Consider the following 26,663-nt stretch of genomic DNA (forward strand, 5'->3'; position numbering starts at 1 on the left):
CTTTTGCGTCAGCGCAGGGCGTCGGTGAACGCTTCCACGACCCGCTGCTGTTGGGCGGCGGTGATCTGTGGGAAGAGCGGGAGCGAGAGCATCCGGTCCGCGGCCTGCTCGGCGTGCGGGAAGTCCCCGCGGCCGTGCCCGAGGTGGGCGAAGGCCGGGGTGAGGTGGACGGGGGCCGGGTAGTGCACGCCGGCTCCGATGCCTTCGGCGTTGAGCTTGCCGACGACCTCGTCCCGGTCGGCCCCGCTGATGCGGACGACGTACAGGTGCCAGACGTGGACGTTGCCCTCCGCGGTGGCGGGCAGGGTCACGCGGCCGGCGGCGGCCAGGTCGCCGAGCAGTTCGCCGTAGCGGGCGGCGGCGGCGCGGCGGGCGGCGTTCGCGTCGGCGAGCCGGGTCAGCTTGGCCCGCAGCACCACGGCCTGGAGGCCGTCGAGGCGGCTGTTGAACCCGGCGACGTCGTGACGGTACTTGGCGGTGCCGCCGTGGTTGGCCAGGGCCCGGACCAGGCCGGCCGCCTCCTCGTCGTCGGTGACCACCGCGCCGGCGTCCCCGTACGCGCCGAGGTTCTTGCCCGGGTAGAAGCTGGTCGCGGCGATCGTTCCGCTGCCGGCCGGGCGGCCGTCCCGGGTGGCGCCCTGGCTCTGGGCGGCGTCCTCGACGATGCGGGCCTGCGCGGGCAGGTGCGCGGCGAGTTCCGCGGCCGGGGCGCACTGTCCGTAGAGGTGGACGGGGACCACGGCGCGGGTCCTCGGGCCGACCGCGTCGAGGGCGGCCTGCGGGTCGATCAGCAGGGTGTCGGGGACGCAGTCCACGAGGACCGGGCGGGCGCCGATCCGGTTCACGGCGCCGGCGGTGGCGATGAAGGTGTTGGCGGGCAGCACCACCTCGTCCCCGACGCCGACGCCGACGGCCCGCAGGGCGAGTTCGAGTGCGTCCGTGCCGTTGGCGACGCCGACGCAGTGTGCGACGCCGGCGAAGTCGGCGTACTCGCGCTCGAAGGCACGGACCTCTTCACCGCCGATGAAGGCGGTGTCGGCGAGCACACGGTCGAACCCGGCGCGTAATTCGTCCGCGATCTCGGCGTGCGCGGCCTTGAGGTCGACGAGCGGTATCTGGTTCATCGGGCTGTGCTCCCCATCCGTGTCCCCGGCCGGTGGCCGGTCTCCTTGCCGTCGGCCCGCGCCCGGTCGGCCCGTGCCTCGTCGGCCCGCAGTTCGTCGAGGGCCGGGGCCCCCGCCTCGCGCAGCCGGCGGGCCGGGTTGCCGGCCCAGACCTCGCCGGGCGGCACGTCGGCGAGGACCGTGCTCCCCATGCCGGTCAGCGACCAGGCGCCGACCGTGGTGTACTCCCGGACCAGGGCGCCCGCGCCGACGTACGCCCCCCGGCCCAGCCACACGCCGCCGCCGAGGCGGACCCCGGAGGCGAGCGTGGCGAAGTCCCCGACCGTGTCGTCGTGGGTGAGGACCGCGTGCGGCATGACCGCCACGTGCGCGCCCACGCGTACGGCGGCGGTCAGCGCGCAGTGCGCGAGCAGCACCGTGCCGGGGCCCAGCACCGAGGAGGCCGAGACGGCGGCCGTGGGGTGGACCACGGTCGCGTAGCGGTCCTCGGGCAGGTCGAGGCGGCGCACCAGGCGGGCCCGCACCCCGTAGTCGTGCGGGCTGCCCACGCAGACCACGACCCGGGTGGCGGCGGGCAACCGGTGCACCAGGTCGCAGTCGCCCAGGACGGGCACGCCGTCGACCTCACGCCCGTGCAGGGCCGGGTCGTCGTCCAGGTGCCCGGCCAGCCGCCAGCGGGGGGCGCGGCCGTGCGCCGCGTCGGCGGCGGCCGCTTCCCGTACCGCCTGGGCGGTCTCGCGGGCGAAGCCGCCCGCGCCGACGATCAGCAGGTCCTCGGTGGCCGGCCCGGTCATCCGCCGGCCTGCCCGCGCAGCACGGCCACGACCCGGTCCTGCTGCTCGTGCGTCATCGTGTGGAACAGGGGCAGGATCAGCGAGTCCCTGGTGATCCGCTCGGTGACCGGCAGCGGCGCCGCGGCGTGTCCGGCGTACGCGGGCTCCAGGTGCGCGGCCATGATCCCGCGGCGTGCCGAGATCCCGGACTCGGCGAGCACGGCGAGCAGTTGGTCCCGGCCTACCGGGAAGTCCTCGCCGAGCTGGATCCAGTACGACTGGAAGTTGCCCTCGCCGTACTCGGGGTCCCGGACGGCGTGCAGGCCCGGGATGCCGTCGAGGAGGCCGGCGTACCGGGCGGCGAGGGCCCGCCGGCGGGCCACGATCTCGTCGAGCCTGCCCAGTTGCACCAGGCCGACCGCGGCCTGGATGTCGGTCATCCGGTAGTTGTAGCCGACCTCCAGGTAGCTCTCGGCGATCGGTTTGCTGCTCGCGTGCCGCTGCGCGGCGGACACGTTCATGCCGTGCTCGCGCAGCCGGCGCAGCCGCTCGGCCCAGGCGGCGTCGTCCGTGGTGACCATGCCGCCCTCGCCGGTGGTGATCACCTTGCGGGGGTGGAAGGACCAGGCGGCGATCAGGGCGCCGTGGCCGACGGGCTTGCCGCCGACGGTCGCACCGATGCCGCAGGCGGCGTCCTCCAGGAGGGCGACGCCCCAGTCGGCGCAGGCGGCGCGCAGGGCGTGCACGTCGGCGGGGACACCGCCCTGGTGGACGGCGAGGACGGCCCGGGTCCGCGGGGTGCGGACGGCGTCGACGGTGGCCGGGGTGAGGTTGCCGGTGGCCTCGTCGACGTCGGCGAAGACAGGGTGCGCTCCGACGTAGCGGACGGCGTTGGCGGTGGCGATGAAGGAGAGGGAGGGGACGACGACCTCGTCGCCGGGGCCGAGGTCGAGCGCGATCAGGGCCAGGTGGAGGGCGGTGGTGCACGAGCTGACGGCGATGCCGTGCTCGGCGCCGACGCGTTCGGCGAAGGCCCGCTCGAACTCGGCGACGCGGGGGCCCTGGGCGACCCAGCCGGAGAGCACCGCGTCGGCGGCGGCGCGGGCCTCCTCCTCGCCGAGCCAGGGGATCATGACGGGGATGCGGGCGGGGGCGTCCGGGGCGCTCATCGGGCTGCCTCCTGGCCTGCGGCGGGGTCGGCGGCGCGCTCGGCCCGCCACCAGTCGACGAGGTCCCGCAGGCCGTCGGGCAGGTCGATGCGGGGGGTGAAGCCGAGGCGTTCGACGGCCCGCGTGGTGTCGGCGAGCCGGCGGGTGACGCCGTTGACGGCGCGGGCGGGCCCGTGTTCGGGCTCCAGTCCCTCGGCGTCCATGGCCCGGAGCAGGCCGAGGGCCAGCTCGCGCAGGCTGGTCTCGGTGCCGCTCGCGACGTTGAACACCTCGTCGGTCAGGTCCGATTCGGCGGCCAGCAGGTTGGCCCGGGCGATGTCCCGGACGTGGACGAAGTCCATGGTCTGGGTGCCGTCGCCGAGGATCAGCGGGGGTTCGCCGGCGGCGATCCGCTCCATCCACCGGATCAGGACCTCGGTGTAGAGGCCGTGGATGTCCATCCGGGGCCCGTACACGTTGAAGTACCGCAGGGCCACGTAGTCCAGGCCGTACATGGCGTGGAAGCTGCGCAGCATGCCCTCGTTGAAGGCCTTGGCCGCCCCGTAGAAGGTGTCGTTGTTGTACGGGTGGTGGCGTTCGGTGGTGGGGAAGGACTCGGCCAGCCCGTACACCGAGGCCGAGGAGGAGGCGATCACCTTGCCCGCTCCTGCGGCGACCGCCGCCTCCAGCACGTTGAACGTGCCGTCGACCATCACCTCGTTGGCCAGTCGCGGCTCCTCCGCGCACTGGGTGATGCGGATGGCGGCCAGGTGGAACACCAGGTCGGCGCCCTCGGTCGCCTTGCGCACGGCGGCCGTGTCGCGGATGTCGCCCTCGACGACGTCCACCACGCCGCTCTGCAGGGCGCGGGCCAGGTTGGCCCGGCGGCCCCGTACGAAGTTGTCGAGGACGACGACCTCGCGGGCCCCGCCCTCCACCAGCAGGTCGACGACGTGCGAGCCGATGGTGCCCGCTCCGCCGGTGACCAGGATCCTCTTGTCTCGAACCTTGCTCAACGCCTTGCCCCCACTGAGGTCTGTCGTGCTTGCTGCGTGCCGGGCCCGCCGCGGTGTGCGTCGCGGCGGGCCGTGGCGTGACGGTGCGGTCGGACGGTCAGCGTCCGGTGCGCAGTCCGACGACCGCGCCGCGGAATTCCAGGCTCCGGGAGGCCGCCTCCAGGATGTCGAGCACCTGGAGGCCGGCCCAGCCGTCGGTGAGCGGCCGGCGGCCGGTGCGGACGGCGGCGGCGAACTCCTCGACCATGCTGCGCAGGGCCTCCTTCTCGCCGATCGCGGGCGCCACCATGTCGCCGCTGCGGTAGGAGACGAGCATGTCGCGGCGCTGGGCCTCGCCGATCTCCTGCGGGGCGGTCAGCTCCACTCCGCGGTCGTAGACGGCGATGCGCTGGGCGGGGTTCAGGTCGTCCCAGACCAGGGTGCGCTTGGAGCCGCCGACCATGGTGGTGCGGACCTTCACCGGGGACAGCCAGTTGACGTGGACGTGGGCTATGGCACCGGTGTTGAGCTGGAGGGTCAGGTAGGACACGCAGGACTGGCCGGCGCCGATCGGGTCGGCGCCGTGCGCGGCGACGGCCACGGGCCGGACCTTGTCGGGGAGGATGAAGTCGAGGACGGAGAGGTCGTGCGGGGCGAGGTCCCACAGGACGTCCACGTCCTTCTGGACCAGTCCCAGGTTGATCCTGACCGAGTCGAAGAACTGGATCTCGCCGAGTTCGCCGGAGCGGACCATCTCGCGGATGCGGACCGCCGCCGGGGTGTAGCAGTAGGTGTGGTCGCACATGAGGGTGAGGCCGCGCTTCTCGGCCTCCGTGACCAGTCGCAGTCCGTCCTCGTAGGTGGCGGCGAGGGGCTTCTCCACGAGGACGTGCTTCCCGGCGCGCAGGGCGGCCAGGGCGACGTCGAGGTGGGTGCCGGCGGGGGTCGCGACGGCGACCGCCTCGACGGCCGGGTCGGCGAGGACCGCCCGGAGGTCGGAGGTGGCCTGGACCGTGGAGTACCCGCCGAGGACCCGGCGGGCCCGGTCGACGTCCAGGTCGCACAGCCAGCGGAGCCGGAACTCGGGGCTGGCCTGGAAGTTGCGGACGAGGTTGGGGCCCCAGTAGCCCGCGCCGACGACGGCGACACCTAACGGCTTCTTCAGCCCCCCGCCTGCTGCTGCGGTGTCCTGCCCCGCGTCCTTCGCGGTGTCTTTCACAGTGTTCCCCTTCTCCGTTCCGCGCACGCCCGCGGGCGTGACGACAACCCATGGCGGGGACGCGTGCGAAGGAAGGGGGTGCCGTCGGCGGCGGGCCGGGCGCCTGCGCGACCCGTGCATGACCCGCCCAACGGTGATGGCCCCCCACGACCGATGCCCTACGTGTTCCACGTACTTCCGCCCCCCGGCCGGCCCCGGCACCCCACGCGCCGCTCCGGCCCACGGGCGGGCAGCCAGTTTCCCCCCGGCCGCCGCACCCGCCTCTTCCCCAACTGCCCTGCTCCGGCGGGACGTCAGCGCTGCCGAAGCACGCCGAATCCGGTCGGCTCCGTTCAATCTAGACCACCAGCCCTACGGCCGGGGCGAGTTGGGGGAAACAGCGGGAACGGAGGTTCGGCGCGTGCATACTGCCGGGGTGACCAGCATCGTGATACCGGCCCACAACGAGGGCCGGGTCATCGGCCGCCTGCTCGACGCGCTCCTGGCCGAGGGCCCGGAACCGGGTCGTCCGGCGCCCGACATCGTCGTGGTGTGCAACGGCTGTACGGACGACACCGCCGCGGTGGCGGGCGCCCGCGGCGACCGCGTCCGGGTGGTGGAGATCCCGGCTCCCTCCAAGCACGCGGCGCTTCGCGCCGGGGACGCGCACGCGCGGGGCTTCCCCCGGCTGTACGTGGACGCCGACGTCGTCCTCGGCGCGGCCGGCGTTCGGGCCCTGGCCGAGGCCTTCGCCGCCGGTCCGGAGCTGCTGGCCGCGGCCCCCGGCCGGGACGTCCCGCTGTCCGGCTGCGCCTGGCCGGTCCGCGCGTACTACCGGGTCTGGCAGCGGCTTCCGGCCGTCCGCGAGGGGCTGTTCGGGCGCGGGGTGATCGCCGTGTCGGAGCGGGGGCACGCCCGGCTCGCCGCCCTGCCGCCGCTGATGGCCGACGACCTGGCCGCCTCGCTCGCCTTCGCGCCCGGGGAGCGCCGGGTGGTCGAGGAGGTGCGGGTGGTCGTGCGGCCGCCGCGCACCTGGGCCGACCTGATCCGGCGCAAGGTACGGGCGTCGACCTCGTCCGCCGAACTGGAACGGTTCCAGACGCGGTCGGGGACGGGGGCGGGGTCGCCGGCACCGTCCGCGCGCACGGGGGGTGGCGACCTGCGGGCGCTGCTGCTGGCCCAACCGGGGCTGCTCCCCGGCATCGTGGTCTTCGTCGTGGCGGCCCTCGCCGCCCACCGGGGGTCCCGCAAGGCCATCCGGACCGGGGACTTCTCCACCTGGCTGCGCGACGAGAGCAGCCGGCGGGGCTGACCCCCGTCGGGCGGATCGCGGCCGAAATCCCCTCGTAGGCCGCCCGGTTGGCCCGTACACCCACTAGGGTTCCCCTCGCGCGGACGAACGTACGAGCCGCGCACGGTCGCGTCCGCGCGGCCCGGACCGTCGGCATCGGGAGCTGCAAGCGCATGTACCTGGCGGACCGCTCCGCGCCCGGCGGCACCGAGGGCGCACCGGGCGGCGGGACCGTCCGGTCCCGGGCCGTCGCCCCGGCCGTGCTCGCGCTGGGCACGGTGAGCCTGATCACCGACGTCTCCTCCGAGATGGTCAGCGCGGTCCTGCCGCTTTATCTGGTCGCCGGACTGGGCCTCAGCCCGCTCGGCTTCGGCGCGCTGGACGGCCTGTACAACGGGGTCAGCGCACTGGTGCAGTTGTTGGGCGGCCACCTCGCCGACCGGGTCCGCAACCACAAGCTGATCGCCGGCGTCGGCTACGGCCTGTCCGCCCTGTGCAAACCGCTGCTGCTGCTCGCGCACACCCTCGGCCCGGTGGGTGTGGTCCTCGCACTCGAACGCACCGGCAAGGGGCTGCGCACCGCCCCGCGCGACGCGCTGATCTCCCTGTCCACCCCGCCCGAGGCACAGGGCCGGGCCTTCGGCGTGCACCGCGCCATGGACACCACCGGGGCCCTGCTCGGCCCGCTCGCGGCCTTCCTCATCCTGGGCGCGGCGGTCGACGGGTACGACGCCGTCTTCGGGGTCAGCGGCTGCGTGGCCGCCCTCGGGGTGGTGGTGCTGGTGCTGTTCGTCCCGTCCGGCGCCGCGCCGACCGGCCTCGGACGGAACGCGCCCGGACCCGGCGGCGCCGGTACGTCCGGCGCCGCAGCCGTCACCGGTACGTCGGGCACCGGGTCCGCGAAGCCGGCGGCGGTCGGCCTGCGCGAGGCCGTGGCCCTGCTGCGGCTCCCCCGGCTGCGTGCCCTCGCGGCCTGCGCCGCCCTGCTGGGGCTGACCACCGTCAGCGACGCCTTCCTGTACCTGCTGCTCCAGGACCGCACCGGCATCGGCGAGCGCTGGTTCCCGCTGCTCCCCCTGGGCACCGCCGCGGTGTTCCTGCTGCTGGCCGTGCCAGCCGGCGTCCTCGCCGACCGGATCGGGCGCCGCGCGGTGTTCCTGACCGGGCACGCCCTGCTGCTCGCCGGGTACGGGCTGCTGCTGTGGGCGCCCGCCTGGCCGGCCCTGCCGTTCCTGGTCCTCGCGCTGCACGGCATGTTCTACGCAGCCACCGACGGGGTGCTGCCCGCCGCCGTCGGCGCGGCCGTGCCCGCCCGGCTGCGGGCCACCGGGCTCGCCGTCGTCGGCACCGGCCAGGCGCTGGCCCGCTTCGGCTGCTCGGTCGCCCTCGGCGGCGCGTGGACGCTGTGGGGCCCGGGCCACGCGCTCGCCGCCGCCGCGGCCGGCCTGTGCTGCTGCGCGGCCGTCGCAGGCTTCGTACTCCGCCCGACGGGCCCGGACGGCGTTCCCGCCCCGGCCCGACGCTCCTGAGGAACCCGATGACGCGCTCCCGCCGCCTGCTCGTACTCGTCCTGGCCGTGCTGCTCCTCGGCGGGCTCGCCGCCGTGCTGGTGGTGCGCGCCGCCGCCCGCACCGAGCGGACCCGGGAAGGCGACCCCGCGGTCGCCGAGGGCCGCGTCACCCTGGACCGGCCGGACGGCCTGGCCTTCCTCAACGGGGCGCCGGGCCCGCACCACGGGTCCGTCGTCTCGGTCGCGGCCGGGGCGCCGGAGGGCGGGCGGACCGCCTCGGGCCTGAACTGCAAGCGGTTCCACGCCGCCGCCGGCACCGGGGTGTGCCTGGTCTCCGCGCCGGGCGCCCTCGCCCAGGACAACCGGGCGGTCATCGTCGACGCGCAGCTGCGGCCGGTGCGCAGCTTCCCCCTCGCGGGCACCCCCTCCCGGGCCCGGGTCTCCCCCAGCGGTCGGTTCGCCGCGTGGACCGTCTTCGTGTCCGGGGAGTCGTACGGGTCGGCGTTCTTCTCCACCCGTACCGCGATCGCGGACACCCGCAGCGGAACGCTGGAGGCAGACCTGGAGAAGTTCGCCGTCGTCGTCGACGGCAAGCCGTACACCGCGGCGGACGTGAACTTCTGGGGCGTCACCTTCGCCAAGGACGACGACACCTTCTACGCCACGCTCGGCACGGCCGGCCAGACGTACCTGGTGAAGGGCTCGATCGGGCAGCGCAGCGTCACCGCCCTGGCCAAGAACGTCGAGTGCCCGTCGCTGTCGCCCGACGAGACGCGGATCGCGTACAAGAAGCGGGTGCAAGGCGGGGCGCAGCTGTGGCGCGAGCACGTCATGGACCTGCGGACGCTGCGCGAGCACCCGCTCGCGGAGAAGCACAGCGTGGACGACCAGGCCCTCTGGCTCGACGACCGCACCGTGGCCTACGCGCTGCCCGCGGACGGGGCTGCGGACACCTCGGACCTGTGGACGGTCCCGGCGGACGGCTCGGGCGCCCCCCGCCTCCTCGCCCCGGCCGCCTCCTCCCCGACCCGCCTCGGCTGACGGCCGCCGTGGCCGGATCCGCTCCCCCGCGGGCCCGTCGGGTGGTAGGTGTGCTGGTCGCTGGAGGCCGCGTTCCTGCGCGCCGAGGCACGCCAGATGGCCGATCTGCGCTCGGCGGTACGCCTGGCGGGAGGTGGGGGTCCGGGCGAACCTGGCGCTGGCACGGGAGCCGTACCCGGGCGAGGACGACCTGTAGCCGTCGGCCTTCGACGTGCAGTCGCGGCCGGGGGCGAGGAAGGCTCCGCCGCCGAGGGGCAGGACGCTGCTGTGGTACGGGTGGCGAGCGGTGACCGGCTTGTTGATCTTCAGGGCGGCGCCTTCCCGGTGCGGCGCGGCGAGTTCGGTGCGCAGCCGGTCGGCGCAGCGCTCCACGAGGCGGAGCAGGGGCGGGAGCGCGGGCCGGGTGCCCCAGCCGCAGTGGCGGGCGGCGTGGAAGCGTTCCAGCCAGCCGGCGGCGCCGTCGGCGCAGTGCTCCTCGGGGGCGGGCGTCTCGCGGGCCAGTGGGGCGGTGGCGCCCGACTCCTCCAGGATGTCCAGCCACAGGGCGGACAGTTCGCCGTTCCCGTCCTCGTCGCAGGCGGGTACGAGGGACAGCAGGGCGCCGCGGACGGCGGGCTGCCGGCGGGCGAGGGCGATCAGCGCGGTCCCGTGGGTCTTCCACCAGGCGGTGTTCGCGCGGGGCACGGCGGGCAGGGGCAGCAGTTCGGCGGGGTATTCCTGCTCGGCGGTGGCCGGGTCGAGGCCGGCCGTGCGGGCGAGCCGGCGCAGGGTGGCGGAGGCCTGGGCGGAGGGGGTCATGCCGCCGGCGGTGCGGCGTATGCACAGGCGGCGGAAGCGCGCGTACGCCTCCGGGGCGGGCAGGCGCGTCTCCAGGTCCTTGCCGTGGCTGGTGAGCGCCCGTACCGGGAGGGCGCCGGCCAGGGCGAATTCGAGGAGGACGGCGTCGGGGCGGTCCTCGTCGACGGGGAGGTCGTGGTTGGTCTCGCTCTTGCGGGCGCGGGCGAGCAGCTGCGCCGCGAACGCGGGCTTGCCGGCGGCGAGGAAGACGCGGGCGGCCTCCTCGCAGACGACCGGCAGGAAGTGCGGCAGGGAGCCGACCAGACGCTCGGCCAGTTCGCGGCCGGCAGCCAGGGCCGCCTTGGGCGCGGTCCCGGCCCGGCGGGCGATCCGCTCCAGTTCGGGCACGAGGGCCAGGGCGTGGTGCCCGTCCTGCGGGTGGTGGACCAGCAGCCATTGCGGGAAGCCGAGCTCCCGGCGGCGGCCGAGGCCGACGACGGCGGGTTCGCCGTCGGGCCGCAGGCCGAGGAAGCCGGCTGCGCGGTCCTCGGCGGCGCCCGGTTCGGCGGCGGAGAGGCGGACCACGACCCGGTCGTCGGGCAGGCCGGGGTGGCGGTAGGCGCGGGCGGTGAGCTACACGGCCTCGGGTCCGGCGCCGCCGGTGCCGTTCGGGAGGACGGCGCCGGGCGCGAGGGGCAGTTCGGCCTCGCTCGCGCGGCCGGGCCGGTCCGTCGTGGTGCTGCTGGCGGCGCTGGTGCTGGTGTGGGTGGTGCTGGTGGTCATGTGGTCCCGCCACCTTCGGTGGTGTGGCCGAAGTACGGTGCGGCGGCCCCCGCGTGCCGCGCGTCACCCCCCGGGGTTGCGGTACGGAGGGGACCTTAGCGGCCCCCACCGACAACGAGGGGGCGGTACGTGCGGCGCGGGGTGCGCCGCCCGTACCGCCCCTCTCAGGGACCGTCGGGTCGGTCGGTTCAGCCGGCGGTGCGGCCCGAGACCAGCGGCCATTCGCGGTTGAGTGATCCCAGGGGGATCTTGCGCTCGAACAGCGGCGTGCCGAACAGGGACAGCTGGAGCTGGAGGTTGCCGCTGAGGTCGAAGCCGCCGTAGAGGGCCCAGGCACCGCTGACGGAGGTCTTGCCGTCGGTCGACGCGGACGCCTTGGCCTCGGCCTCGCCGCGCAGGTACGGGGCGAAGTCCGCGGAGACTCCGACGGCCCCGTACAGGCCGATGGAGGCCTCGGCGCCGAGGGCGCCCTTGACCTTGCCGGAGGCGGTGACCTCGGCCTTCACCGGGGTGCTCTTGACGTCCGAGGTGCTGACCGGGGTCCAGCCCTTGCCGGTGGCGTAGCTGCCGCCGACGCGGAAGTCGCCCTTGACGTCCTGCTTGACCTCCAGGGTGACGCGGCCGTCGGCCTCCACCTGGACGTAGCAGGTCAGGTCGAGGTTGACGACGACGGGGACGGGGCCCACCTGGATGACGGGGGCGGTGTGCAGCTTCGCGAACGGGATCCGCTTGGGCGATCCGGTGCTCGCGGCGGCGTGTCCCTTGAGGCTCCACTGCGAGGACCAGTCACCGCTCATGCCGAGGAAGGCCGTGCGGGGACCGGTGCCGCCCGAGCCGTCGTAGGCGAACTCCACGGTGGGGGCGAGCTGGACGAAGCCGGCGACCGAGGCGCCGGCCGAGACGGGGGCGCCGGGGGCGGTCTCGATCGGGGCGTTCACGTCGAGCCGCAGGTTGCCGAGGGGCAGCTTCGCGCCCTCGGGGCCGAACTTCATGCCGCCGGTCTTGGCCCAGGAGAAGGTGACGCCCTTCATCAGGGGCTCGACCGTGACCGCGGACGGGTCGACGGGGACCTTGCCGTCGGCCTTGTCGTCGTTCAGGACCGAGGCCAGCGTGGTGGGGGCCGTCTTGACCTCGGTGCCGCGGTCGGTCTTGCCGACGACCTCGGTGACCTTCGCGAGGAGGCCGTTGGGGGCGCCGGGGGCGGGGGCGCTGGCGATGACGTCGCCCACGGCGACGGGCTTGTCGGCCGCCGGGGACTGGCTCGGCGAGGCGGACGAACCGGGCGAGTTCTGCGGCCCCTTGGTGCTCGGCGGGTTCTTCGAGGGGGTGGGGCCCTGCGGGGCCGAGGCTATGACGGCGCGGCCGGTCTTCTGGTCGAAGGAGGCGACCTTCAGCGCGGCCTTCTCCGGGGTGCCCTTGCCGGCCCCGACGCGGGCGATCCCGGCCGGTGCGGGCGTGCCCTCCGGGGCCGCGGCGACCTCGAGCTGCTGCGTGCCGTCGGCCACGGGGGTGGGGTTGGCCGGGTCGGCGGGGCCTGCGGCCCCGGTGTGCGTGGCCGAGGAGCAGCCGGTGACGGTGAGCGCCAGCGTGGTGATGCCGGGCAGCAGGAGGCGTCTGGCGAGCATGCGCACGTACGTAAGACCTTCTGGTTGGGGGGAAGTTACGCTACCGACAAGTAACGTGAGAAGCGATCATGGCAGGCATGTCCACCACAACGGCGATATTCGGCCACCCCGACCGAAGGATCACGATCGACAGCGTGTGTGCCGGGCCGTCGCCGTACGTAACGGATCAGCGGGTTCCGGCCGGATGGACGACGTAAGCCCGCCTCTCACCCCCGGCCGGAGCCCCGCGCCGCGCTGCGGAAGTCGGCGCAATCCGCAGCGTGTTGCCGCCCGCACGACGCGAGGACCCGGCTCCCGGCCCGCCCCCGTCACCCCAGCCGGATCTCCAGTGCGGCCTCCAGCTCGGCCGCAAGCGCCTCGTGGGACGTGAACACATGGCCGCGCAGGCCGAGTTCACGCGCGGCCCGGACGTTCCCGACGTTGTCGTCGACGAACAGGATCTCCTCGGCCGCCAGCCCGAGTGCCCGAACGCACCATGTGTACGCGTCCGGTTCGGGCTTCGCACTGCCGATCCGGCAGGAGAGCCCGACGACCGTGAACCGGTCCAGCCAGGGCTGGGCGGCCTCGTACCGGGCAGCGAGCTCCTCGGGGATGTTGGAGAGGAGCCCGAGGACGACCCCCCGGTCGGCGAGCGCACCCAGCAGGTCCACGCTGCGTCGGTCGACCTCGCTCCAACTGGCGAGGTCTGCGGCGATCAGCTCCCCGACCAGGCGGTCGTCGAGCGGGATGCCGAGCTGGGCGCAGACGTCCGCCCAGTAGGCCGGTCCGGCCACCTCACCCCGGTCGTACGGCGGGCGCCGGGACCAGTACGCCTCCCAGAAGCGCTCGGGGTCGGCGCCGGCCGTGCGCTCCAGTACGGCCCGGGACCCGGGCGACTGGAGGCGGGCGATCACACCGAACATGTCGAAGAGGACGGCTTGCACCTTTCGGTTCCCCATCTTCCGGCGACACCTCACTTTCCTCGGGATCCGTGCAGGGGGGCGTTCCTGCGCAGCAACAGGCTCAGGGCGGCGCAGGCGACGGCGAGTCCGAACAGCACCAGGGGTACCGCGTCCACCCCCAGCGTGTCGATCACCGCGCCGAGCAGTGGCGGAAAGGCGACGCCGCCGACCATCGAGGCGGCGATCACGTACGCCCCGGCCGCGGCCACCCCGGGCACGGCCCGGTTCAGCCAGGGCAGGCAGGTCGGGAAGACCGGGGCGATCGCGAGGCCGACGCCGACGTACGCGTACGGGGCGAGCGCCGGGACGGTGGCCAGCAGGAGGAAGCCGGCCATGCCCGCACAGCAGACGGCCAGGATCGACGGCGCGGAGCAGCGCAGTCCGATCGGTACGACGAGGAACCGGCCCGCCGTCATGGCGGCCCAGTAGGCGGAGGTGGCGGTGGCCGCGGCGGCCGCCCCGTACCCGGCGGCTTCGAGGTGGGTGGGCTCCCAGCCGCCGACGCCGGTCTCGACGGCGACGTGCAGCACGTAGACGCCGACGAACCCGGCGATGACCGGCAGCACCCGGACGCCCCCCGCGGACCGCCCCTCCGCCTCGGCCGGTTCGGGCTCCCGCAGGGCCACGCCGCCCAGGGTGAGCGGGATCAGCAGGCTGGCCGCGGCCAGGCCGAGGAAGATCCCGGGGTAGGCGTCCGCGCCGAGCCGGCCGATCAGGGCCGGGCCGGCGATGGCGCCGATGCCGAAGTGCCCGTTGAGCAGATTGAGCATGGCGGTGCTGCGGTGGCCGAAGCCGACGGCGAAGAGGTGGTTGAGGCCGTAGTCGATGCCGCCGAAGCCCAGTCCGGTCACGAAGGCCCCGGCCAGGGCCGTGACCCAGCCGGGCGCGAGTGCGAAGCCCGCCGCGCCCGCGGCCATGAGCACGTAGGAACCGCCGAGCAGCGCCCGGTCGTTCAGGCGCCGGCGCAGCAGGTGGTAGGCGAGTACGCCCAGGAGCGCGCCCGCGAAGTGGCCGCTGAGGCCGAGCCCGGCCGCGGCGGGGCTGATGCCGTACTCCTCCCTCAGTGCCGGGATCGCCGGGCCGTAGAGCGCCTGGAGGGCGCCGATCACGACGAACGCGGCGCACGAGGCGGCGATCGCGACCGGCCCGAGGAGGCGGCTCCCCGAGACCTCCGGCCGGTCGGCCTCACTGGTGGCGGACATCGCCCCTCCCCTCGCCCATGGCGCTGCGAACACGTGCAGTGTTCAGTTTGACGCCGACTCCACTGTTTTGCGCACACAATAAACATTAAGAATGTTCGTTTCAACAGAGTCAGTGTTCGGAACGCCCCTCCGAGGGCCCTCCCGACCCGGCTGTGCTAAAAGCAGACGCATGAACGTGAGGGAGAGGCACAAGTTCGTCGTGGAGCTGCTCGTGCAGCAGAACCGCGCGACGGTGGCCGAACTGGCCCGGGCCACCGGTGCGTCCGAGATGACCGTCCGACGGGACCTGGAGGTCCTGGAGTCCCGCGGGGCGCTCCGCCGGGTGCGGGGCGGCGCCGTGAGCAGCCGGACCGGCGGCGTCGAACCGCCGTACGCGGTCCGCGCCCTGTCCGGGACACCGGCCAAGGAGCGGCTGGCCCGCACCGTGGTCGGGCTGCTGGCGGACGGCGAGACCGTGGCCCTGGACACCGGCACCACCGCCGTCGCGGTCGCCCGGGCCATGGCCGGCCGCCGGCTCACCGTCGCCCCGCTCTCGCTGCACGCCGCGTTCGCCCTGTCCGACCAACCCGGCATCCGACTGGTGATGCCGGGGGGTCAGGTCCGCGCCGAGGAGCTCTCCTTCCACGGCCACACCGCCGTCCGGACGCTCGGTGAGCTGTGCTTCGACACGTTCGTGCTGGGCTGCTGCGGGGTGGACCCGGTGCAGGGCGCCACCGCCTACGACCTCGACGACGTCCAGGTGAAGCGGGCCGCCGTGGCCGCGGCGCAGCGGGTGGTGCTCGTCGCCACCGCCGACAAGCTGGGCCGTACGGCGCTGGGCCGGATCTGCCCGATCGAGCAGGTCACCCTCGTCGTCACCGACGCCCCCGCCGACTCCCCGGCGGTCGACGCCCTGCGGGAGCGGGGCGTGGACGTCCTGCACCCGGCCCCGGAGGCGGACTGAGGACCGCAGCGCTCTGGCATGATGCCGGAGTGATCGTTCCCATACCCGACGTCGTGCTCCCGGGCCGCCTGGCCGGAGCCGGACATCCCGTCTTCCGGTTACCCTGCGGCCTCGAACTGCGCCCGTGGGCGCCCGATGACGCGCCGGTCCTCGCGGAGTCGTGCCACGACCCCGACATCCAGCACTGGAACCGGCCCGGACACCTGACCCCGGACGCGGCGCGCGAGCGGATCGCCCGGTGGGAGGCCCGCCGCCAGGCCGAGAAGTCGGTCGTCTGGGCCGTCGCCGAGCCGCACGGCGGCCGCCCCGTCGGCCTCGTCGGCCTGGCCGACGTCGATCTCCGCGGGGGCAGCGCGGAGTTCCTGTACTGGCTGCTTCCCGCGGGCCGCGGCCGCGGGGCCATGGCCGAGGCCGTCGCCCGCGTCAGCCGCTGGGCGCTGGAGGACCTGGGCCTGCACCGGCTCCGCATCACCCACTCCGTCGCGAACACGGCCTCCTGCGCGGTGGCGACCCGTGCGGGCTTCGCCCTGGAGGGCACCCTGCGCAGCGCCCTGCTGCACGCGGACGGCTGGCACGACGAGCACCTGCACGCCCGCGTGCAGGGCGATCCGCCGCCCGCGGGGCGCGCCGGGGAAGCGGGGCGGCCGGGGGCCTGAGGTGCGGGAGGATGCATGCGGGACATGTTCGTGTGACCCGGCCGGAACACCCGTCACGCGGGCTTCGTTGAATCTCGCATGAAGGCATTAGCGACACCTGACGTCCCGGAAACGCTGGACCGCCGGGAAGGGCCGTTTGGCGAGGTCGTGCTGCGGCGCCGGGGCGCCACGTACGAGATCATCGCGAACGGCTGCTTCCTGATGGACACCTCCGACGGCAGGTCCGAGCGGCTGCTGGTCGACGCCGCGTACCTCGCCCTCGACCCGCCGTCCGGCGCGCCCGCGCCGTCCGTGCTGATCGGCGGGCTCGGCGTCGGCTTCTCGCTCGCGCACGCCGCCGCGCAGCAGGGCTGGGGCCGGATCGCCGTCGTGGAACGGGAGGACGCGATCATCGAATGGCACCGGACGGGCCCGCTCGGCGCGGTGTCCGCCGAAGCCCTCGCCGACCCGCGCACGACGGTCCTGCACACCGATCTGGTGGCGTACCTGGCGGATTCCGCCGACCGGTACGACGCGCTCTGTCTGGACATCGACAACGGCCCGGACTGGACGGTGGACGAGGAGAACCAGGGGCTGTACTCCCCCGCCGGACTGGCCTCCTGCCGGGACCGGCTCAACCCGGGCGGGGTCCTCGCCGTCTGGTCGGCGCAGCCCTCCCCCGCCTTCGAACGGGCCCTGCGCGAAGCGGGGTTCGACTCCGTGCGGACGCAGGAGGTCCAGGTGGCCCGCGGGGTGCCCGACGTGGTCCACCTGGCCCGCAACCCGGTGCCCGACCACGGCCCCGCGGACCGCGCCGAGGACCGGCGGACAGCCGGGTAGTTCCGTCCACCGCACGATCGACCGACAGGGGGATCCGTGTCGCTGTTCCTTCCCGACTTCGACGACACGGTCGTCGTCCGGGCCGCCGACGCCGAAGTCATCGGCGCCGGGACGTCCGTGACCAACCGTCTGCTCGCCGACAGCAGCGCCACCGGCGGCGCGCTCTCCACCATGCGGGTGACCCTCGCCGAGGGGGCCAACGGGGCCCGGCCGCACCACCACACCCGCTCCGCCGAGATGTTCTACGTGCTGGACGGCACCGCCCTCCTGCTCTCCGGCGACCAGGTGGTCACGGCGGAGCAGGGTGACCTCGTGGTCGTCCCGCCGGGCACCCGGCACGCCTTCGCGGCGGCCCCCGGGGAGACGGCCGACATGCTCGTCGTGATCACTCCGGGCATCGAGCGCTTCGAGTACTTCCGGCACCTGGAGCGCATACGGTTCGGCAAGGTCCCCCCGGAGAGCATCCTCGAGGTGCAGGAGCTGTACGACAACCACTTCGGACCCAGCAGGGTCTGGGAGGAGGCCCTGGCCCGCGGGCGCGCCTGACCGGCCCGTCGGCCATTCGGTGGGGCTCCGCCGGGTGCACGGTGTGGGGCCGCGGGCGCCGGGGGGAGCGGACCGATCCTGCCGGGAGTGCCCCTCGTCCGAAAGGCCTCCCCCATGCCGCTGACCCGACGCAAGGACCTCGGACTGCTCGCCCTGCGCCTCGGAACGGGCGGCGTGCTGGTCGCGCACGGCACACAGAAGCTGTTCGGCTGGTTCGGCGGGGCCGGCCTCGACGGCACCGCCCGGGCCATGGAGCAGATGGGCTTCACCCCCGGACGCCCGAGCGCGCTGGCTGCCGGCCTCGGCGAGGCCGGCGGCGGCGCCCTCCTCGCCCTGGGGCTCGCGACCCCGGCGGCGGGCGCCGCCGCGGCCGGCGCGATGGCCGGGGCCGTTTCGGTGCACGCGCCGGCGGGCTTCTTCGCCCAGGGCGGCGGCTTCGAGTACCCGGCGTTCCTCGGCTTCGTCGCCGCCTCGCTCGGTGTCTCCGGGCCGGGATGCTTCTCGGTCGACCACCTGACCCGGCACCGGCTGGACCGGCCCGCGGTCCTGCTGGCGGCGTTCACCATCAGCGCGGCCGCCGCCACGGTGGTGGTCAGACGGCGCATCGCGGCGATGGAGGCCGCGCAGGCGGCCGCCGCCCGGCAGGACGGACGCCCCGGCGGCGCGTAGCGCGCACCGGCCCGCCCGGTTGCCGAGCGGCTGCGGCGGGCGGGACGATCTGCGGATGATCGAACTGCTGCCCGAGACCGGGCTGTTCCTGCCGAACGGTGCCGGCATCCTCCGCTTCGGTACGGACGGGCTCGCCGCCCGGGAGGTGCTGGCCCGCCTGGGCCCGGTCGAGGAGGACCGGGAGCCGGGCACCGGGTGGGGGTACTCCGTCCGCTGGTGCGACCTCGTGGTGACGGCCCGCGCGGACGCCCCGCCCTCTGACGCCCCGCCTTTGCAGGCCCCGCCCCTGGACGGCCCGTCCTCGGACAGCCGTTCCCCCGACGGGCTCCCGTTGGCCGAGGTCATCGTGCGGCGGGGCTGCTTCCGGCCGTCGTGGCACGGCCCTGCGGCGGTTCCCGTCGCGCTCGACGGCATCGACCTGTTCGGCCATCCCGCCGACGAGGTGCGGGAGGCCCTGGACCCGCACCGGTATCCCGGCCTCATGCTCCCACCTGCCGGACCGGACGGACGTCTCCCCGCGGTGACCCTCCGGGCCGGGAGCCGCCCCGACACCGGGCCGGACCTCGCCGCGTACGCCGACATGTGGACCACGGGGCGGGACTCCTGGCAGCTGGAGGTCGCGGGCAGCGGCTACACGATCGTCACGAAGGGCGAGCGTCCGATGGAGTTGCTGATCTGCCACGAGGAGCTCGCCGAGCAGGTCATCGCCCGGATGCTCGCGGCCGGCGTCGAGATCGTGGGCGGGTGACGCACGGTAAATCTCGCGGGTTCAGGTCGCCATGGCCGGAAATATTTGGCCAATTTGGCGGTAACCGGAATGATGTTCCATCATCGTGACTGCACGTCAGTTGTCGGCGTGCGTCGAGGAGGCGGGGGTGCGGGGGTTCCCCCGTACCCACCACCACCGGCCGATGCGCAGGCGGGCCCGTGCCCTTGCCGCGCCCCGAGGTGTCTCCCGCCCCTGTTCCCGTTCACCTAGGCAAAGGCCCATGTCCGCCCAGCAGCTCTCGGACCTCATACGTTTCGCCCGCCACAACTCGCCCTTCTACCGGGACCTCTACGCGTCCCTGCCGCCGGACGTCGACCGCCTCGCCGACCTTCCGGTCGTGGACCAGCAGGAGTTCTGGGCGGCCAACACCCTCCACGACAACCAGGTGCTGACGGGCCCGCTCAGCGAGGCCACCGTCTACAAGACCGGCGGCACCACCGGCTCGCCCAAGTTCTCCGTCTACACCCGCGACGAATGGCGCACCTTCGTCAGCGCCTTCGGCCAGGGGCTCGTGGACACGGGCCTGCGCCCGGGACACCGCGTCGCCGACCTCTTCTACGCCGGTGAGCTGTACGCCAGCTTCCTGTTCCTCCTGGACTCCCTGGCCCACGCACCCGTGGACAACGTCCGCCTGCCCATCGGCGGCGCCGCCCCACTGGAGTCGACGGTCCCCACGCTGCGCGACCTCGCGGCCCAGGTACTGACCGGCACGCCGACCACGCTGTGCCGGCTGGCCGAGCACGTCGTCGCGGCCGGCGTCCGGCTCGACTCCGTGGAGCTGCTGCTCTTCGGCGGCGAGGCCCTCTTCGCCGACCAGCGGCGGCTGCTGGCCACCGCGTTCCCGCACGCCGAGGTCCGCTCCGTCGGGTACGCGAGCGTGGACGCCGGTCTGCTCGGCCGCCCGGTGCCCGGCCCCGACGCCCGGGTGCACCGGGCCTTCACCCCGCACTCGGTCGTCGAGATCCTCGACGACACCACCGGTGAGCCCGTCACCGAGCCGGGGCGGCCCGGCCGGGTCGTGGTCACCAGCCTGTTCCGGCGCCTGATGCCGGTCATCCGCTACCCGGCGGGCGACCGTGCCGAGTGGACGGGCACCGGGGAGGGCCACTTCCGGATCCTCGGGCGCGCCGAGGAGGGCGTACGGGTCGGTCCGGTCTCCCTCTACACGCAGGACGCCCAGCAGGCCGTGGCCGCGGCGGACACCGCCGGGCGGGTCGTCGGCATGCAGCTCGTCGTACGCCGGTGGGAGGGCCGGGACGGGCTCGTGCTGCGGCTGGCGACGGCGCCCGGGGCAGGCGGGGGTGCCGGTGACGGCGCCGACGCGGACCGCCGGCCGGGCGGGCTGGAGGCGCTGGCCCGGGCCGTCGTCACGGAGCTGGAGACCGTACGGCCGCTGTACCCGGACAGTGTGCGCGCCGGGTTCGTGCACCCGCTGTCCGTGGAGTGGGCCCGCCACCGGGACCTCGCCGTCAACCCGCGCTCGGGCAAGCTCGTCCGCGTCCTGGACGAGAGGCCGACCGCATGACCGCGCTCACCGAGCCCCAGGCCCCGGCCGGGGCCGCCGACCGGCCCGGGACGGGCGGCCGGCGGCTGCCGCTCGTCCTGCGCAACCGCGCCTTCGGGGCCGTCTGGCTGGGCCAGGTCCTGACCCAGGGGGCCGTGCGCATGTTCCAGGTCGGCGTGTCCTGGTGGCTCGTCGCCTACGCCGTGCAGGACGCCGGCGGGCTCGCCTCCGGCCTGTTCATGGCCGTCTGCACGCTGCCCGCCGTGGCCCTGGCGCCCCTGGTGGCCCGCACCGTCGGCCGGTTCGCGCACCGCTCGGTGCTGCGGACCGCGGCCGCCGCGGCCGGAGCCGCCGCGGCCGGTCTCGCCCTGTGGGCGCAGGGCAGCGGCCTGCCGGTGGCCGCCGTGTACGGCGCCGCCCTCGCCCTGGCCACCTGCCAGGCCTTCTTCGACCCGTGCCTGACCACGTCGGTGCCCGAACTCGTCGACGACGCCGACATCGAGTCCGCCACCGGTTTCGAACTGTCCACCCAGTCCCTGGCCGGCCTGGGCGGGGCCCTGCTCGGCGCCCTGGCCGTGGACCGGGCCGGCGTGGCCGGGCTCGCCGCCGGGTGTGCCGCCGCCTACCTGCTCGCCGCCGTCCTCGTCGCGACGGCGCGGTTCCGCACCGCCGCGGCGGCCCACGCAGCGGCAGCCGCCGGCGCCGGCGCAGACGGGCCGGCCGCGGTGGCCGGGCAGCGCCGTACGCTGCGCGGGATCCTCGGCGAACTGCCCTACGTACGAAGGATCCTGGTCTGTTTCACCGCGGCGAACCTCTTCACCGCCGCCGTGTTCGTCGTCATCCCCCTCTACACCCGGTCCGTCCTGCGGGGCGGCGGCGGCACCGTGGCACTGCTGGAGGCCTCCCTCGGCACCGGCGCGCTCATCGGCGCCTTCACCGGCACCCGGGTCCCGGGCCGGCCCGCCGTCGCCGGCGCGTACTGCCTGGGCCTGATGGCCGTCGCCCTGGCCCTGCCCGGCCTGGCCCCGCTGCGCCCGGTGTTCGCGGGCTGCCTGGTCGTGGCCGGCTGGTGCGCCGGGGCCGTCAGCGTCCGCTTCGTCGCCCTCTTCCAGCGGCTGGTGCCCGCCGCCGACAAGCCCGGCTTCTTCGCCGTGATGCAGGCCGTGCTCGGCGCCTCCCTGCCGGTGGCCTCGCTGGTCTTCGGCTCGGCCGGCGACCGCCTCTCACCGCAGACGCTGTGCCTGGTGCAGGGCATCGGGCTGCTGCCCGCCGCCTGCGCCCTGGCCCTGCTCGGCCGGCACCACCCGGAACCCGCCGAGGCGGAGGCCGGAGCGAGGGCGGCAGCGGGAACGCACTCGGAGGCGGAGGCGGATGCCGTCGGCGGCGCGGCCGCCCGGCCGGCGGGAGGCGCGCGGTGAACCCCGTCATCACCCCGGCCGCCCGCGCGGACATCGCCGAACTGCGCCAGCTCTACTACGCCGTCTACGGACCCCACTACCCCGTCGCCCTCGGCACCGACCCCGCCGAGATGGCGCGGCTCATCGCCGACCCGCACTCCCTGTGGCTGGTCGGCCGCTGCCCCGACTCCGGCGCCCTGACCGCCTCGGCCGCCATCCACGGAGAGGCCGGCAGCCGCATCGGCCGCCTGGAGGGCATCGCCGTGCACCCCGAGCACCGCTCGGGCGGCCTGGCCGCGGCCCTGACCGAGGAACTGTGCACCCGGATGCTGGACTCCGGGCGGCTGGACTCCGTGTACGCCACCGTCCGGACGGTCAGCGCGGGCCCGCAGCGCGTCGTCGCCCGCAACGGCTTCCGCCCGCTGGGCATCCTGCCCAACGCGGTGGATCTCAGCAGCCGCGAGAGCCTCGCCCTCTACGCGCGTCACTCCGCTGGGGTGCTCGACCGCCGGATGCCCGTCGCCGAAGTACCCGCCGCGCTGCTGCCGTTGCTGCGGACGGCCGAGGGCGCGCTCGGCATCCGCTACCCGGGGGTCCGGGCCGCCGCGGCCCCCTCCGCCCCCGCTACCCCGGGCGCCCCGCCGGTCACCGCGCCGACGGCGCCGGAGGCCGCCATGCGGCTGGAGGTGATCGAGGCCCCCGCGTTCGTCCGCCGCCGGTTCCGCGACCACTTCCCGGGCGCGGAGGGCTGGTTCTACCCGCTGCACACCCCGAACGTGCTGCTCACCCCCGAGGACGGCCGGTTCGAGGTGTACGCCTACCTCAACCGCGCCGGCGGCTACTGCTCCCTGCTGACCGCCCACCCGGACCCCGCCGCGGCGGCCGCCCACCTCGAACCCGTCACCCGGGCACTGGCCCGCGCGGGCGCCGGCTACGTGGAGGCCCTGGTGCCGCTCGCGCACCAGGAGGCCCTGGCGGCCTTCCTGGCCCAGGGGTTCGTCGCCGGTGCGCTGTACCCGGCGATGCGCGCGGACGGCGACGGATTCCACGACTACGTCGTACTGTCCCGCTCCACCGAGCGCATCGACTTCCGCGGCGTCGCCGTCGAGCCGCCGCTCCAGCCCTATCTGGACTGCTACGTGTCGGCCTGGGCGTCGACGCACCTGCCCACACCACCCGAGGTTGCCCGATGAACCCCCATCTCGCCCCGGTCGGCGTGCCCGACCCCGCCCTCCTGCCGCACGTGCAACAACTGTGCGACCTGACCGACCCGTACGCCTCCGGGCCCGCCGAGGACGAGCTGTTCGCCGCCGCCATGGCGGAGATCAACGCCTGGCACACCGAACGGTCCCCGTTCTTCCGCTCGTTGTACGCGGCCACGCCCGCGGCGGAGGACGGGGCGTACCGGACGCCGCTGGTCCACGCGAACTTCTTCAAGCGGCACGAGGTGCTGTCCATCCCCCGCGAGGACGTCGAGCTGCACCTGACCTCGTCGGGCACCACCGGCCAGAAGTCGCAGATGTTCTTCGACCACTGGACGATCCGCTCCGCCCAGCGCATGGTCGCCCGGATCTTCGAGCGCAACGGCTGGATCACCCCCGAGCAGGAGGTCAACTACCTGCTCTACAGCTACGAGCCGGCGCCTTCGCTGAACCTCGGCACCGCCTTCACCGACAACTACCTCTGCGACTTCGCCCCGGCGCGCAGCGTCGAGTACGCCCTGCGCAACACGGGCGGCGGCGCGGGCGGCGACCACGAGTTCGACCCCTTCGGCTGCATCGCCGCGCTGCGCCGCTTCGAGCGGGACGACGCGCCGGTCCGCATCCTCGGCTTCCCCGCCTTCCTGTGGTTCACCCTGGAACGGATGCGGGCCATGGGCGTGCCGCCGCTGCGCCTGCCCGAGGGCTCCCTCGTCGTCCTCGGCGGCGGCTGGAAGGGGCACGCCGACCGCCGGATCGGCAAGGAGGAGCTGTACGCGCGGGTCACCGAGCAGCTCGGAGTCCCCGGCGAGCGGATCCGGGACACCTTCGGCTCGGTCGAGCACTGCATCCCGTACATCGAGTGCGAGCGGCACCGGCTGCACGCGCCCGTCTGGTCTCGGGTCACGATCCGCTCCACCCGCACCCTGGAGCCGCTGCCGTACGGGGAGCGGGGCTACCTGCACCTGGTGTCCCCGTACATCACGTCCGTGCCCGCGCAGAGCGTGGTCATGGGCGACCTGGCCTCGCTCCGGCCCGGGGAGGCCTGCGGCTGCGGGCTGCGGACCCCCTGGTTCACCGTCCACGGCCGGGCCGGGGTGAGCCGCAACCGGAGCTGCGCGGTGGCCGCGGCGGAACTGATGAAGGGAATGGCGTGACCGTGAGCATGACCGTCGACGGAGACCTGGCGGAGACCGTGGCCGTGGCCGCGTACGCGAACGGCGGCGGGCCGACCGCCGACGCACCGCACTACTGGCAGGGCGCCTTCACGGGCGACGAGGAGGCCGGGCGTCGGCTCGCCGAACTCCCGGCCGCGGTCGAGGCCGCGCTGGGCACCCCGCTGGAGACCGAGACCGTCCTGGCCGCCTGCGACGCCCTGGCCGGCGCCCTCCTCGATCCGGAGCACCCGGTGCACGCCCGGTTGGCGGCGCACCTGCCCGAGGGCGAGGACCCGGCGCTCCTGGCCGAGCTCGGACACCACCTCGGCCGGCGGGAGCTGACCCGCAAGCTGCGCCGCGAGCTGGGCGGTTCCGCGCCCGGCCGGCTGAACCGGCCCGACCCGCGCGAGGCGGTGTACGAGGCGTGGGCGCCGGTGGGCATGGTCGCGCACATCGCGCCGGGCAACGCGGCCACCGTGGCCCCGTTGAGCATCGTGGAGGGCCTGCTCGCGGGGAACGTCAACGTCCTCAAGACCAGCAGCGCCGACTCACTCTTCCCGCAGGCCCTGATGGCCGAGCTGGCCGCCCTGGACCCCAGCGGGGCGCTGGCCGCGCGGATCGTCGTGCTGCGCTTCGGGTCGTCCCGGCAGGAGTGGCTGCGCCTGATGTGCGCGCCCGCGGACGCCGTCGCCGTCTGGGGCGGCGAGGCCGCGGTCGCGGGGGTGGCCGCGCACGTGCCGGCGGGCTGCCGGCTGGTGGAGTGGGGGCACCGGATCTCGTTCGCGTACCTGACCGGCGACGCGTGGTCGGACGGGGACACGCTGGACGCCCTCGCCGGGGACGTGTGCCGGCACGAGCAGCAGGCCTGTTCGAGCCCGCAGGTGGTCTACCTGGACACCGGGGACGAGGCCGAGGTCTTCGCGTTCGCGGAGCGGTTCGCGGGCGTCCTCGCGGCCCGGTCCGCGGCCTGCCCGCCGGCCGGCGCCGCGGGCGGGGACCGGGACCCGGCCGAGGAGGCCGAGCTGACCACCACGGAGCTGGTGGCCCGACTGGAGGAACACCTCGGTCTGACCCGGGTGTTCGCCGCGGACGACGGCTCGTGGCGGGTCATGGCCGACACCCGGTCCCCGTTGACGGCGTCCCCGCTGCACCGCAGCGTGTGGGTCAAGCCGCTGCCGCGCGAGCGGATGATCGCGACCCTGCGGCCGATGCGCCGCTACCTGCAGACCGCGGGCATCGCCGGCAGCAGGACGGACGTCGCCGAGCTGTCGCGTACCGCCCTGGCGGCCGGCGTCACCCGGATCACGCCCGTGGGCGCCATGCTCGACAGCTACACGGGCGAGCCGCACGACGGGGTGTACGCGCTGCAGCGCTACAGCCGCCGCGTCGCGGTCCAGGCCGATCCGGACCTGTTCGCCACCACCGCCTGCCTGGACGACCTGGCCGGGCCCGTGGTGCTGCCGGCCCCCGCCGGCCCGCTGCTCGGCAAGGAGGAGGTGCAGGAGCGCAACGGCCGGGTGGACCGCGCCGACGCCGAGTTGTACTTCCACAGCGGCGGCAGCACGGGCGAGCCGGCGCTGTCGCTGTTCAGCTACGACGACTACGACGCGCAGATGCACGCCGCGGCCCGCGGCCTGCTCGCCGCCGGCTACGACCCGGTCGGGGACCGTACCGCCAACCTCTTCTACTGCGGCGGCATGTACGGCAGCTTCATCAGCTTCTTCTCCATCCTGGAGCGGCTCGGCGGGGTCCAGCTCCCGCTGGCCGCCGGGCCCGACCACCGTGCGACGGCGCGGGCCCTGATCGACCACGGGGCGAACACGCTCTTCGGCATGCCCTCCTATCTGTGGCAGCTGCTGCACGCGGAGGCGGACGCGCTGCGCGCCTACGGGGGCCTGCGCAAGGTGTTCTACGGCGGCGAGCGCTTCACGCCGGAGCAGCAGCGGACGCTGGAGGTCGAGTTCGGCATCGAGGTGGTCCGCTCCATCACCTACGGCAGCACCGACCTCGGCCCGCTGGGCTACCAGTGCACCGAAAGCACGGGCGGGGTCCACCACCTCCACGCCGACCTGCACACGATGGAGATCGTCGACCCCGACGCGGACCGGCCGGTCGAGCCGGGCGCGACGGGCCGGCTCGTGTTCACCACGCATGCGCGGCGCGGCCAGCAGCTGGGCCGGTACGTCATCGGCGACCTGGGGCGGGCCGTGCCGGGCCGCTGCCCGTGCGGCAGCCACGCCCCGCGCTTCGAGCTGCAGGGCCGCACCGGCGACGTGATGCGGGTGGCGACGTACTTCCTCAACCACCGCCGCTTCGTGACCCTGGCGGAGGAGCAGGGCGGCCACCGCGGCGAGCTGCAGGTCCTGCTCGGCAACGGGGAGGCGCGCGAGCGGCTGACGGTGCGGGTGGAGCGCTCCGCCGGGACGGACCCGGAGCGGCTGCGCGAGGTGTTCCTGGCCGGCTACCCCGACCTCCGCTCGGCGGTGTCGGAGCGGCTGCTGGACCTGGTGGTCGAGGCGGTCGACGGCGCGTCGCTGGACCGCAGCCCCACGAGCGGCAAGCTCCGCTCCGTGGTGGACGGCCGCCGCTAGGCCCG

At 74.9% G+C, this 26,663-nt stretch carries 23 protein-coding genes; 15 read left to right on the plus strand and 8 right to left on the minus strand.

The genetic code is table 11. From position 1 onward, the window contains the following. Positions 1 to 8: 8 nt before the first annotated feature. The 5 genes from ACSHWO_RS03450 to ACSHWO_RS03470 all read right to left on the minus strand — a co-directional run bounded on the left by ACSHWO_RS03450 (position 9) and on the right by ACSHWO_RS03470 (position 5,259). Positions 9 to 1,124, minus strand: a complete 1,116-nt coding sequence (locus ACSHWO_RS03450) for a DegT/DnrJ/EryC1/StrS family aminotransferase (protein ID WP_361085208.1) — start codon at positions 1,122 to 1,124, stop codon at positions 9 to 11. After that, entirely contained in the window at positions 1,121 to 1,918 is a 798-nt protein-coding gene (locus ACSHWO_RS03455) for an acetyltransferase (protein WP_361085211.1), read from the minus strand. Before ACSHWO_RS03455 ends, ACSHWO_RS03450 begins: the two co-directional genes overlap by 4 nt. Further along, entirely contained in the window at positions 1,915 to 3,066 is a 1,152-nt protein-coding gene (locus ACSHWO_RS03460; RefSeq protein ID WP_438309996.1) for a DegT/DnrJ/EryC1/StrS family aminotransferase, read from the minus strand. The genes ACSHWO_RS03455 and ACSHWO_RS03460 overlap by 4 nt, the downstream gene beginning before the upstream one ends. After that, complete coding sequence (locus ACSHWO_RS03465; RefSeq protein WP_361085217.1) at positions 3,063 to 4,061, minus strand: NAD-dependent epimerase/dehydratase family protein; 999 nt, start codon at positions 4,059 to 4,061, stop codon at positions 3,063 to 3,065. Before ACSHWO_RS03465 ends, ACSHWO_RS03460 begins: the two co-directional genes overlap by 4 nt. 97 nt (positions 4,062 to 4,158) lie before the next feature. Next, positions 4,159 to 5,259, minus strand: coding sequence for a Gfo/Idh/MocA family protein (locus ACSHWO_RS03470; protein WP_361085220.1), 1,101 nt, complete (start codon positions 5,257 to 5,259; stop codon positions 4,159 to 4,161). A gap of 415 nt (positions 5,260 to 5,674) precedes the next feature. On the opposite strand from ACSHWO_RS03470, the gene ACSHWO_RS03475 reads away from it, so the two are divergent. The 4 genes from ACSHWO_RS03475 (at position 5,675) to ACSHWO_RS03490 (ending at position 10,739) form a co-directional block, all read left to right on the plus strand. Then, complete coding sequence (locus ACSHWO_RS03475) at positions 5,675 to 6,550, plus strand: glycosyltransferase family 2 protein (protein WP_438309997.1); 876 nt, start codon at positions 5,675 to 5,677, stop codon at positions 6,548 to 6,550. A 152-nt stretch (positions 6,551 to 6,702) separates the two neighbouring features. After that, positions 6,703 to 8,058: an MFS transporter gene (locus tag ACSHWO_RS03480; RefSeq protein WP_438309998.1), complete on the plus strand. Its 1,356-nt coding sequence runs from the start codon at positions 6,703 to 6,705 to the stop codon at positions 8,056 to 8,058. A gap of 8 nt (positions 8,059 to 8,066) precedes the next feature. Then, positions 8,067 to 9,080 (plus strand): TolB family protein, encoded by a 1,014-nt coding sequence (locus ACSHWO_RS03485; protein ID WP_438309999.1) that lies wholly within the window; start codon positions 8,067 to 8,069, stop codon positions 9,078 to 9,080. Positions 9,081 to 9,176: 96 nt separating this feature from the next. Next, positions 9,177 to 10,739: a hypothetical protein gene (locus tag ACSHWO_RS03490; protein WP_438310000.1), complete on the plus strand. Its 1,563-nt coding sequence runs from the start codon at positions 9,177 to 9,179 to the stop codon at positions 10,737 to 10,739. An 89-nt stretch (positions 10,740 to 10,828) separates the two neighbouring features. On the opposite strand, the gene ACSHWO_RS03495 is transcribed toward ACSHWO_RS03490, so the two are convergent. The 3 genes from ACSHWO_RS03495 to ACSHWO_RS03505 all read right to left on the minus strand — a co-directional run bounded on the left by ACSHWO_RS03495 (position 10,829) and on the right by ACSHWO_RS03505 (position 14,408). Further along, the gene (locus tag ACSHWO_RS03495) at positions 10,829 to 12,271 is read right to left on the minus strand and encodes a hypothetical protein (RefSeq protein WP_385804128.1); all 1,443 of its coding nucleotides are present in this window, start codon (positions 12,269 to 12,271) and stop codon (positions 10,829 to 10,831) included. Between the two features lie 302 nt (positions 12,272 to 12,573). Next, the gene (locus ACSHWO_RS03500; RefSeq protein ID WP_438310001.1) at positions 12,574 to 13,203 is read right to left on the minus strand and encodes an HAD family hydrolase; all 630 of its coding nucleotides are present in this window, start codon (positions 13,201 to 13,203) and stop codon (positions 12,574 to 12,576) included. 14 nt (positions 13,204 to 13,217) lie between these two features. Then, positions 13,218 to 14,408: an MFS transporter gene (locus ACSHWO_RS03505; protein ID WP_438310002.1), complete on the minus strand. Its 1,191-nt coding sequence runs from the start codon at positions 14,406 to 14,408 to the stop codon at positions 13,218 to 13,220. A gap of 169 nt (positions 14,409 to 14,577) precedes the next feature. Here ACSHWO_RS03505 and ACSHWO_RS03510 point away from each other — a divergent pair, with 169 nt between their 5' ends. The 11 genes from ACSHWO_RS03510 to ACSHWO_RS03560 all read left to right on the plus strand — a co-directional run bounded on the left by ACSHWO_RS03510 (position 14,578) and on the right by ACSHWO_RS03560 (position 26,658). Further along, positions 14,578 to 15,351, plus strand: coding sequence for a DeoR/GlpR family DNA-binding transcription regulator (locus tag ACSHWO_RS03510; RefSeq protein WP_438310003.1), 774 nt, complete (start codon positions 14,578 to 14,580; stop codon positions 15,349 to 15,351). Positions 15,352 to 15,380: 29 nt separating this feature from the next. Next, on the plus strand, positions 15,381 to 16,007 hold the full coding sequence (locus ACSHWO_RS03515; RefSeq protein WP_361085246.1) for a GNAT family N-acetyltransferase: 627 nt from the start codon (positions 15,381 to 15,383) through the stop codon (positions 16,005 to 16,007). A 78-nt stretch (positions 16,008 to 16,085) separates the two neighbouring features. Continuing rightward, the gene (locus ACSHWO_RS03520; protein ID WP_438310004.1) at positions 16,086 to 16,826 is read left to right on the plus strand and encodes a spermidine synthase; all 741 of its coding nucleotides are present in this window, start codon (positions 16,086 to 16,088) and stop codon (positions 16,824 to 16,826) included. Positions 16,827 to 16,862: 36 nt separating this feature from the next. After that, entirely contained in the window at positions 16,863 to 17,372 is a 510-nt protein-coding gene (locus ACSHWO_RS03525) for a cupin domain-containing protein (protein WP_361085252.1), read from the plus strand. A gap of 114 nt (positions 17,373 to 17,486) precedes the next feature. Next, a complete protein-coding gene (locus tag ACSHWO_RS03530; RefSeq protein WP_385804696.1) occupies positions 17,487 to 18,041 on the plus strand; it encodes a DoxX family protein in 555 nt (184 codons plus the stop codon). Positions 18,042 to 18,096: 55 nt separating this feature from the next. Further along, positions 18,097 to 18,789: a hypothetical protein gene (locus ACSHWO_RS03535; protein WP_438310005.1), complete on the plus strand. Its 693-nt coding sequence runs from the start codon at positions 18,097 to 18,099 to the stop codon at positions 18,787 to 18,789. A gap of 241 nt (positions 18,790 to 19,030) precedes the next feature. Then, positions 19,031 to 20,335 carry a phenylacetate--CoA ligase family protein gene (locus tag ACSHWO_RS03540; protein WP_438310006.1) on the plus strand — a complete coding sequence of 435 codons (1,305 nt, stop codon included), beginning with the start codon at positions 19,031 to 19,033 and terminating at the stop codon, positions 20,333 to 20,335. Then, positions 20,332 to 21,732, plus strand: coding sequence for an MFS transporter (locus tag ACSHWO_RS03545; RefSeq protein WP_438310007.1), 1,401 nt, complete (start codon positions 20,332 to 20,334; stop codon positions 21,730 to 21,732). Before ACSHWO_RS03540 ends, ACSHWO_RS03545 begins: the two co-directional genes overlap by 4 nt. Continuing rightward, positions 21,729 to 22,904, plus strand: coding sequence for a GNAT family N-acetyltransferase (locus tag ACSHWO_RS03550; protein ID WP_385804157.1), 1,176 nt, complete (start codon positions 21,729 to 21,731; stop codon positions 22,902 to 22,904). Before ACSHWO_RS03545 ends, ACSHWO_RS03550 begins: the two co-directional genes overlap by 4 nt. Further along, the gene (locus ACSHWO_RS03555) at positions 22,901 to 24,067 is read left to right on the plus strand and encodes an acyl-protein synthase (RefSeq protein WP_438310008.1); all 1,167 of its coding nucleotides are present in this window, start codon (positions 22,901 to 22,903) and stop codon (positions 24,065 to 24,067) included. The genes ACSHWO_RS03550 and ACSHWO_RS03555 overlap by 4 nt, the downstream gene beginning before the upstream one ends. Then, on the plus strand, positions 24,064 to 26,658 hold the full coding sequence (locus tag ACSHWO_RS03560) for an acyl-CoA reductase (RefSeq protein ID WP_438310009.1): 2,595 nt from the start codon (positions 24,064 to 24,066) through the stop codon (positions 26,656 to 26,658). Before ACSHWO_RS03555 ends, ACSHWO_RS03560 begins: the two co-directional genes overlap by 4 nt. Positions 26,659 to 26,663: the final 5 nt, after the last annotated feature.

The organism is Streptomyces pallidus (ex Mingjun et al. 2026), from assembly GCF_051550185.1.
In the GTDB taxonomy this organism is placed as follows: Bacteria; Actinomycetota; Actinomycetes; order Streptomycetales; family Streptomycetaceae; genus Streptomyces.

Coding starts and splice junctions, on each gene's coding strand:
- ACSHWO_RS03490 (WP_438310000.1), top strand. CDS start 9,177: ATGGCCGATCTGCGCTCGGCGGTACGCCTGGCGGGAGGTGGGGGTCCG.
- ACSHWO_RS03460 (WP_438309996.1), bottom strand. CDS start 3,066: ATGAGCGCCCCGGACGCCCCCGCCCGCATCCCCGTCATGATCCCCTGG.
- ACSHWO_RS03450 (WP_361085208.1), bottom strand. CDS start 1,124: ATGAACCAGATACCGCTCGTCGACCTCAAGGCCGCGCACGCCGAGATC.
- ACSHWO_RS03535 (WP_438310005.1), top strand. CDS start 18,097: ATGATCGAACTGCTGCCCGAGACCGGGCTGTTCCTGCCGAACGGTGCC.
- ACSHWO_RS03485 (WP_438309999.1), top strand. CDS start 8,067: ATGACGCGCTCCCGCCGCCTGCTCGTACTCGTCCTGGCCGTGCTGCTC.
- ACSHWO_RS03545 (WP_438310007.1), top strand. CDS start 20,332: ATGACCGCGCTCACCGAGCCCCAGGCCCCGGCCGGGGCCGCCGACCGG.
- ACSHWO_RS03520 (WP_438310004.1), top strand. CDS start 16,086: ATGAAGGCATTAGCGACACCTGACGTCCCGGAAACGCTGGACCGCCGG.
- ACSHWO_RS03555 (WP_438310008.1), top strand. CDS start 22,901: ATGAACCCCCATCTCGCCCCGGTCGGCGTGCCCGACCCCGCCCTCCTG.
- ACSHWO_RS03505 (WP_438310002.1), bottom strand. CDS start 14,408: ATGTCCGCCACCAGTGAGGCCGACCGGCCGGAGGTCTCGGGGAGCCGC.
- ACSHWO_RS03500 (WP_438310001.1), bottom strand. CDS start 13,203: ATGGGGAACCGAAAGGTGCAAGCCGTCCTCTTCGACATGTTCGGTGTG.
- ACSHWO_RS03480 (WP_438309998.1), top strand. CDS start 6,703: ATGTACCTGGCGGACCGCTCCGCGCCCGGCGGCACCGAGGGCGCACCG.
- ACSHWO_RS03530 (WP_385804696.1), top strand. CDS start 17,487: ATGCCGCTGACCCGACGCAAGGACCTCGGACTGCTCGCCCTGCGCCTC.
- ACSHWO_RS03540 (WP_438310006.1), top strand. CDS start 19,031: ATGTCCGCCCAGCAGCTCTCGGACCTCATACGTTTCGCCCGCCACAAC.
- ACSHWO_RS03455 (WP_361085211.1), bottom strand. CDS start 1,918: ATGACCGGGCCGGCCACCGAGGACCTGCTGATCGTCGGCGCGGGCGGC.
- ACSHWO_RS03510 (WP_438310003.1), top strand. CDS start 14,578: ATGAACGTGAGGGAGAGGCACAAGTTCGTCGTGGAGCTGCTCGTGCAG.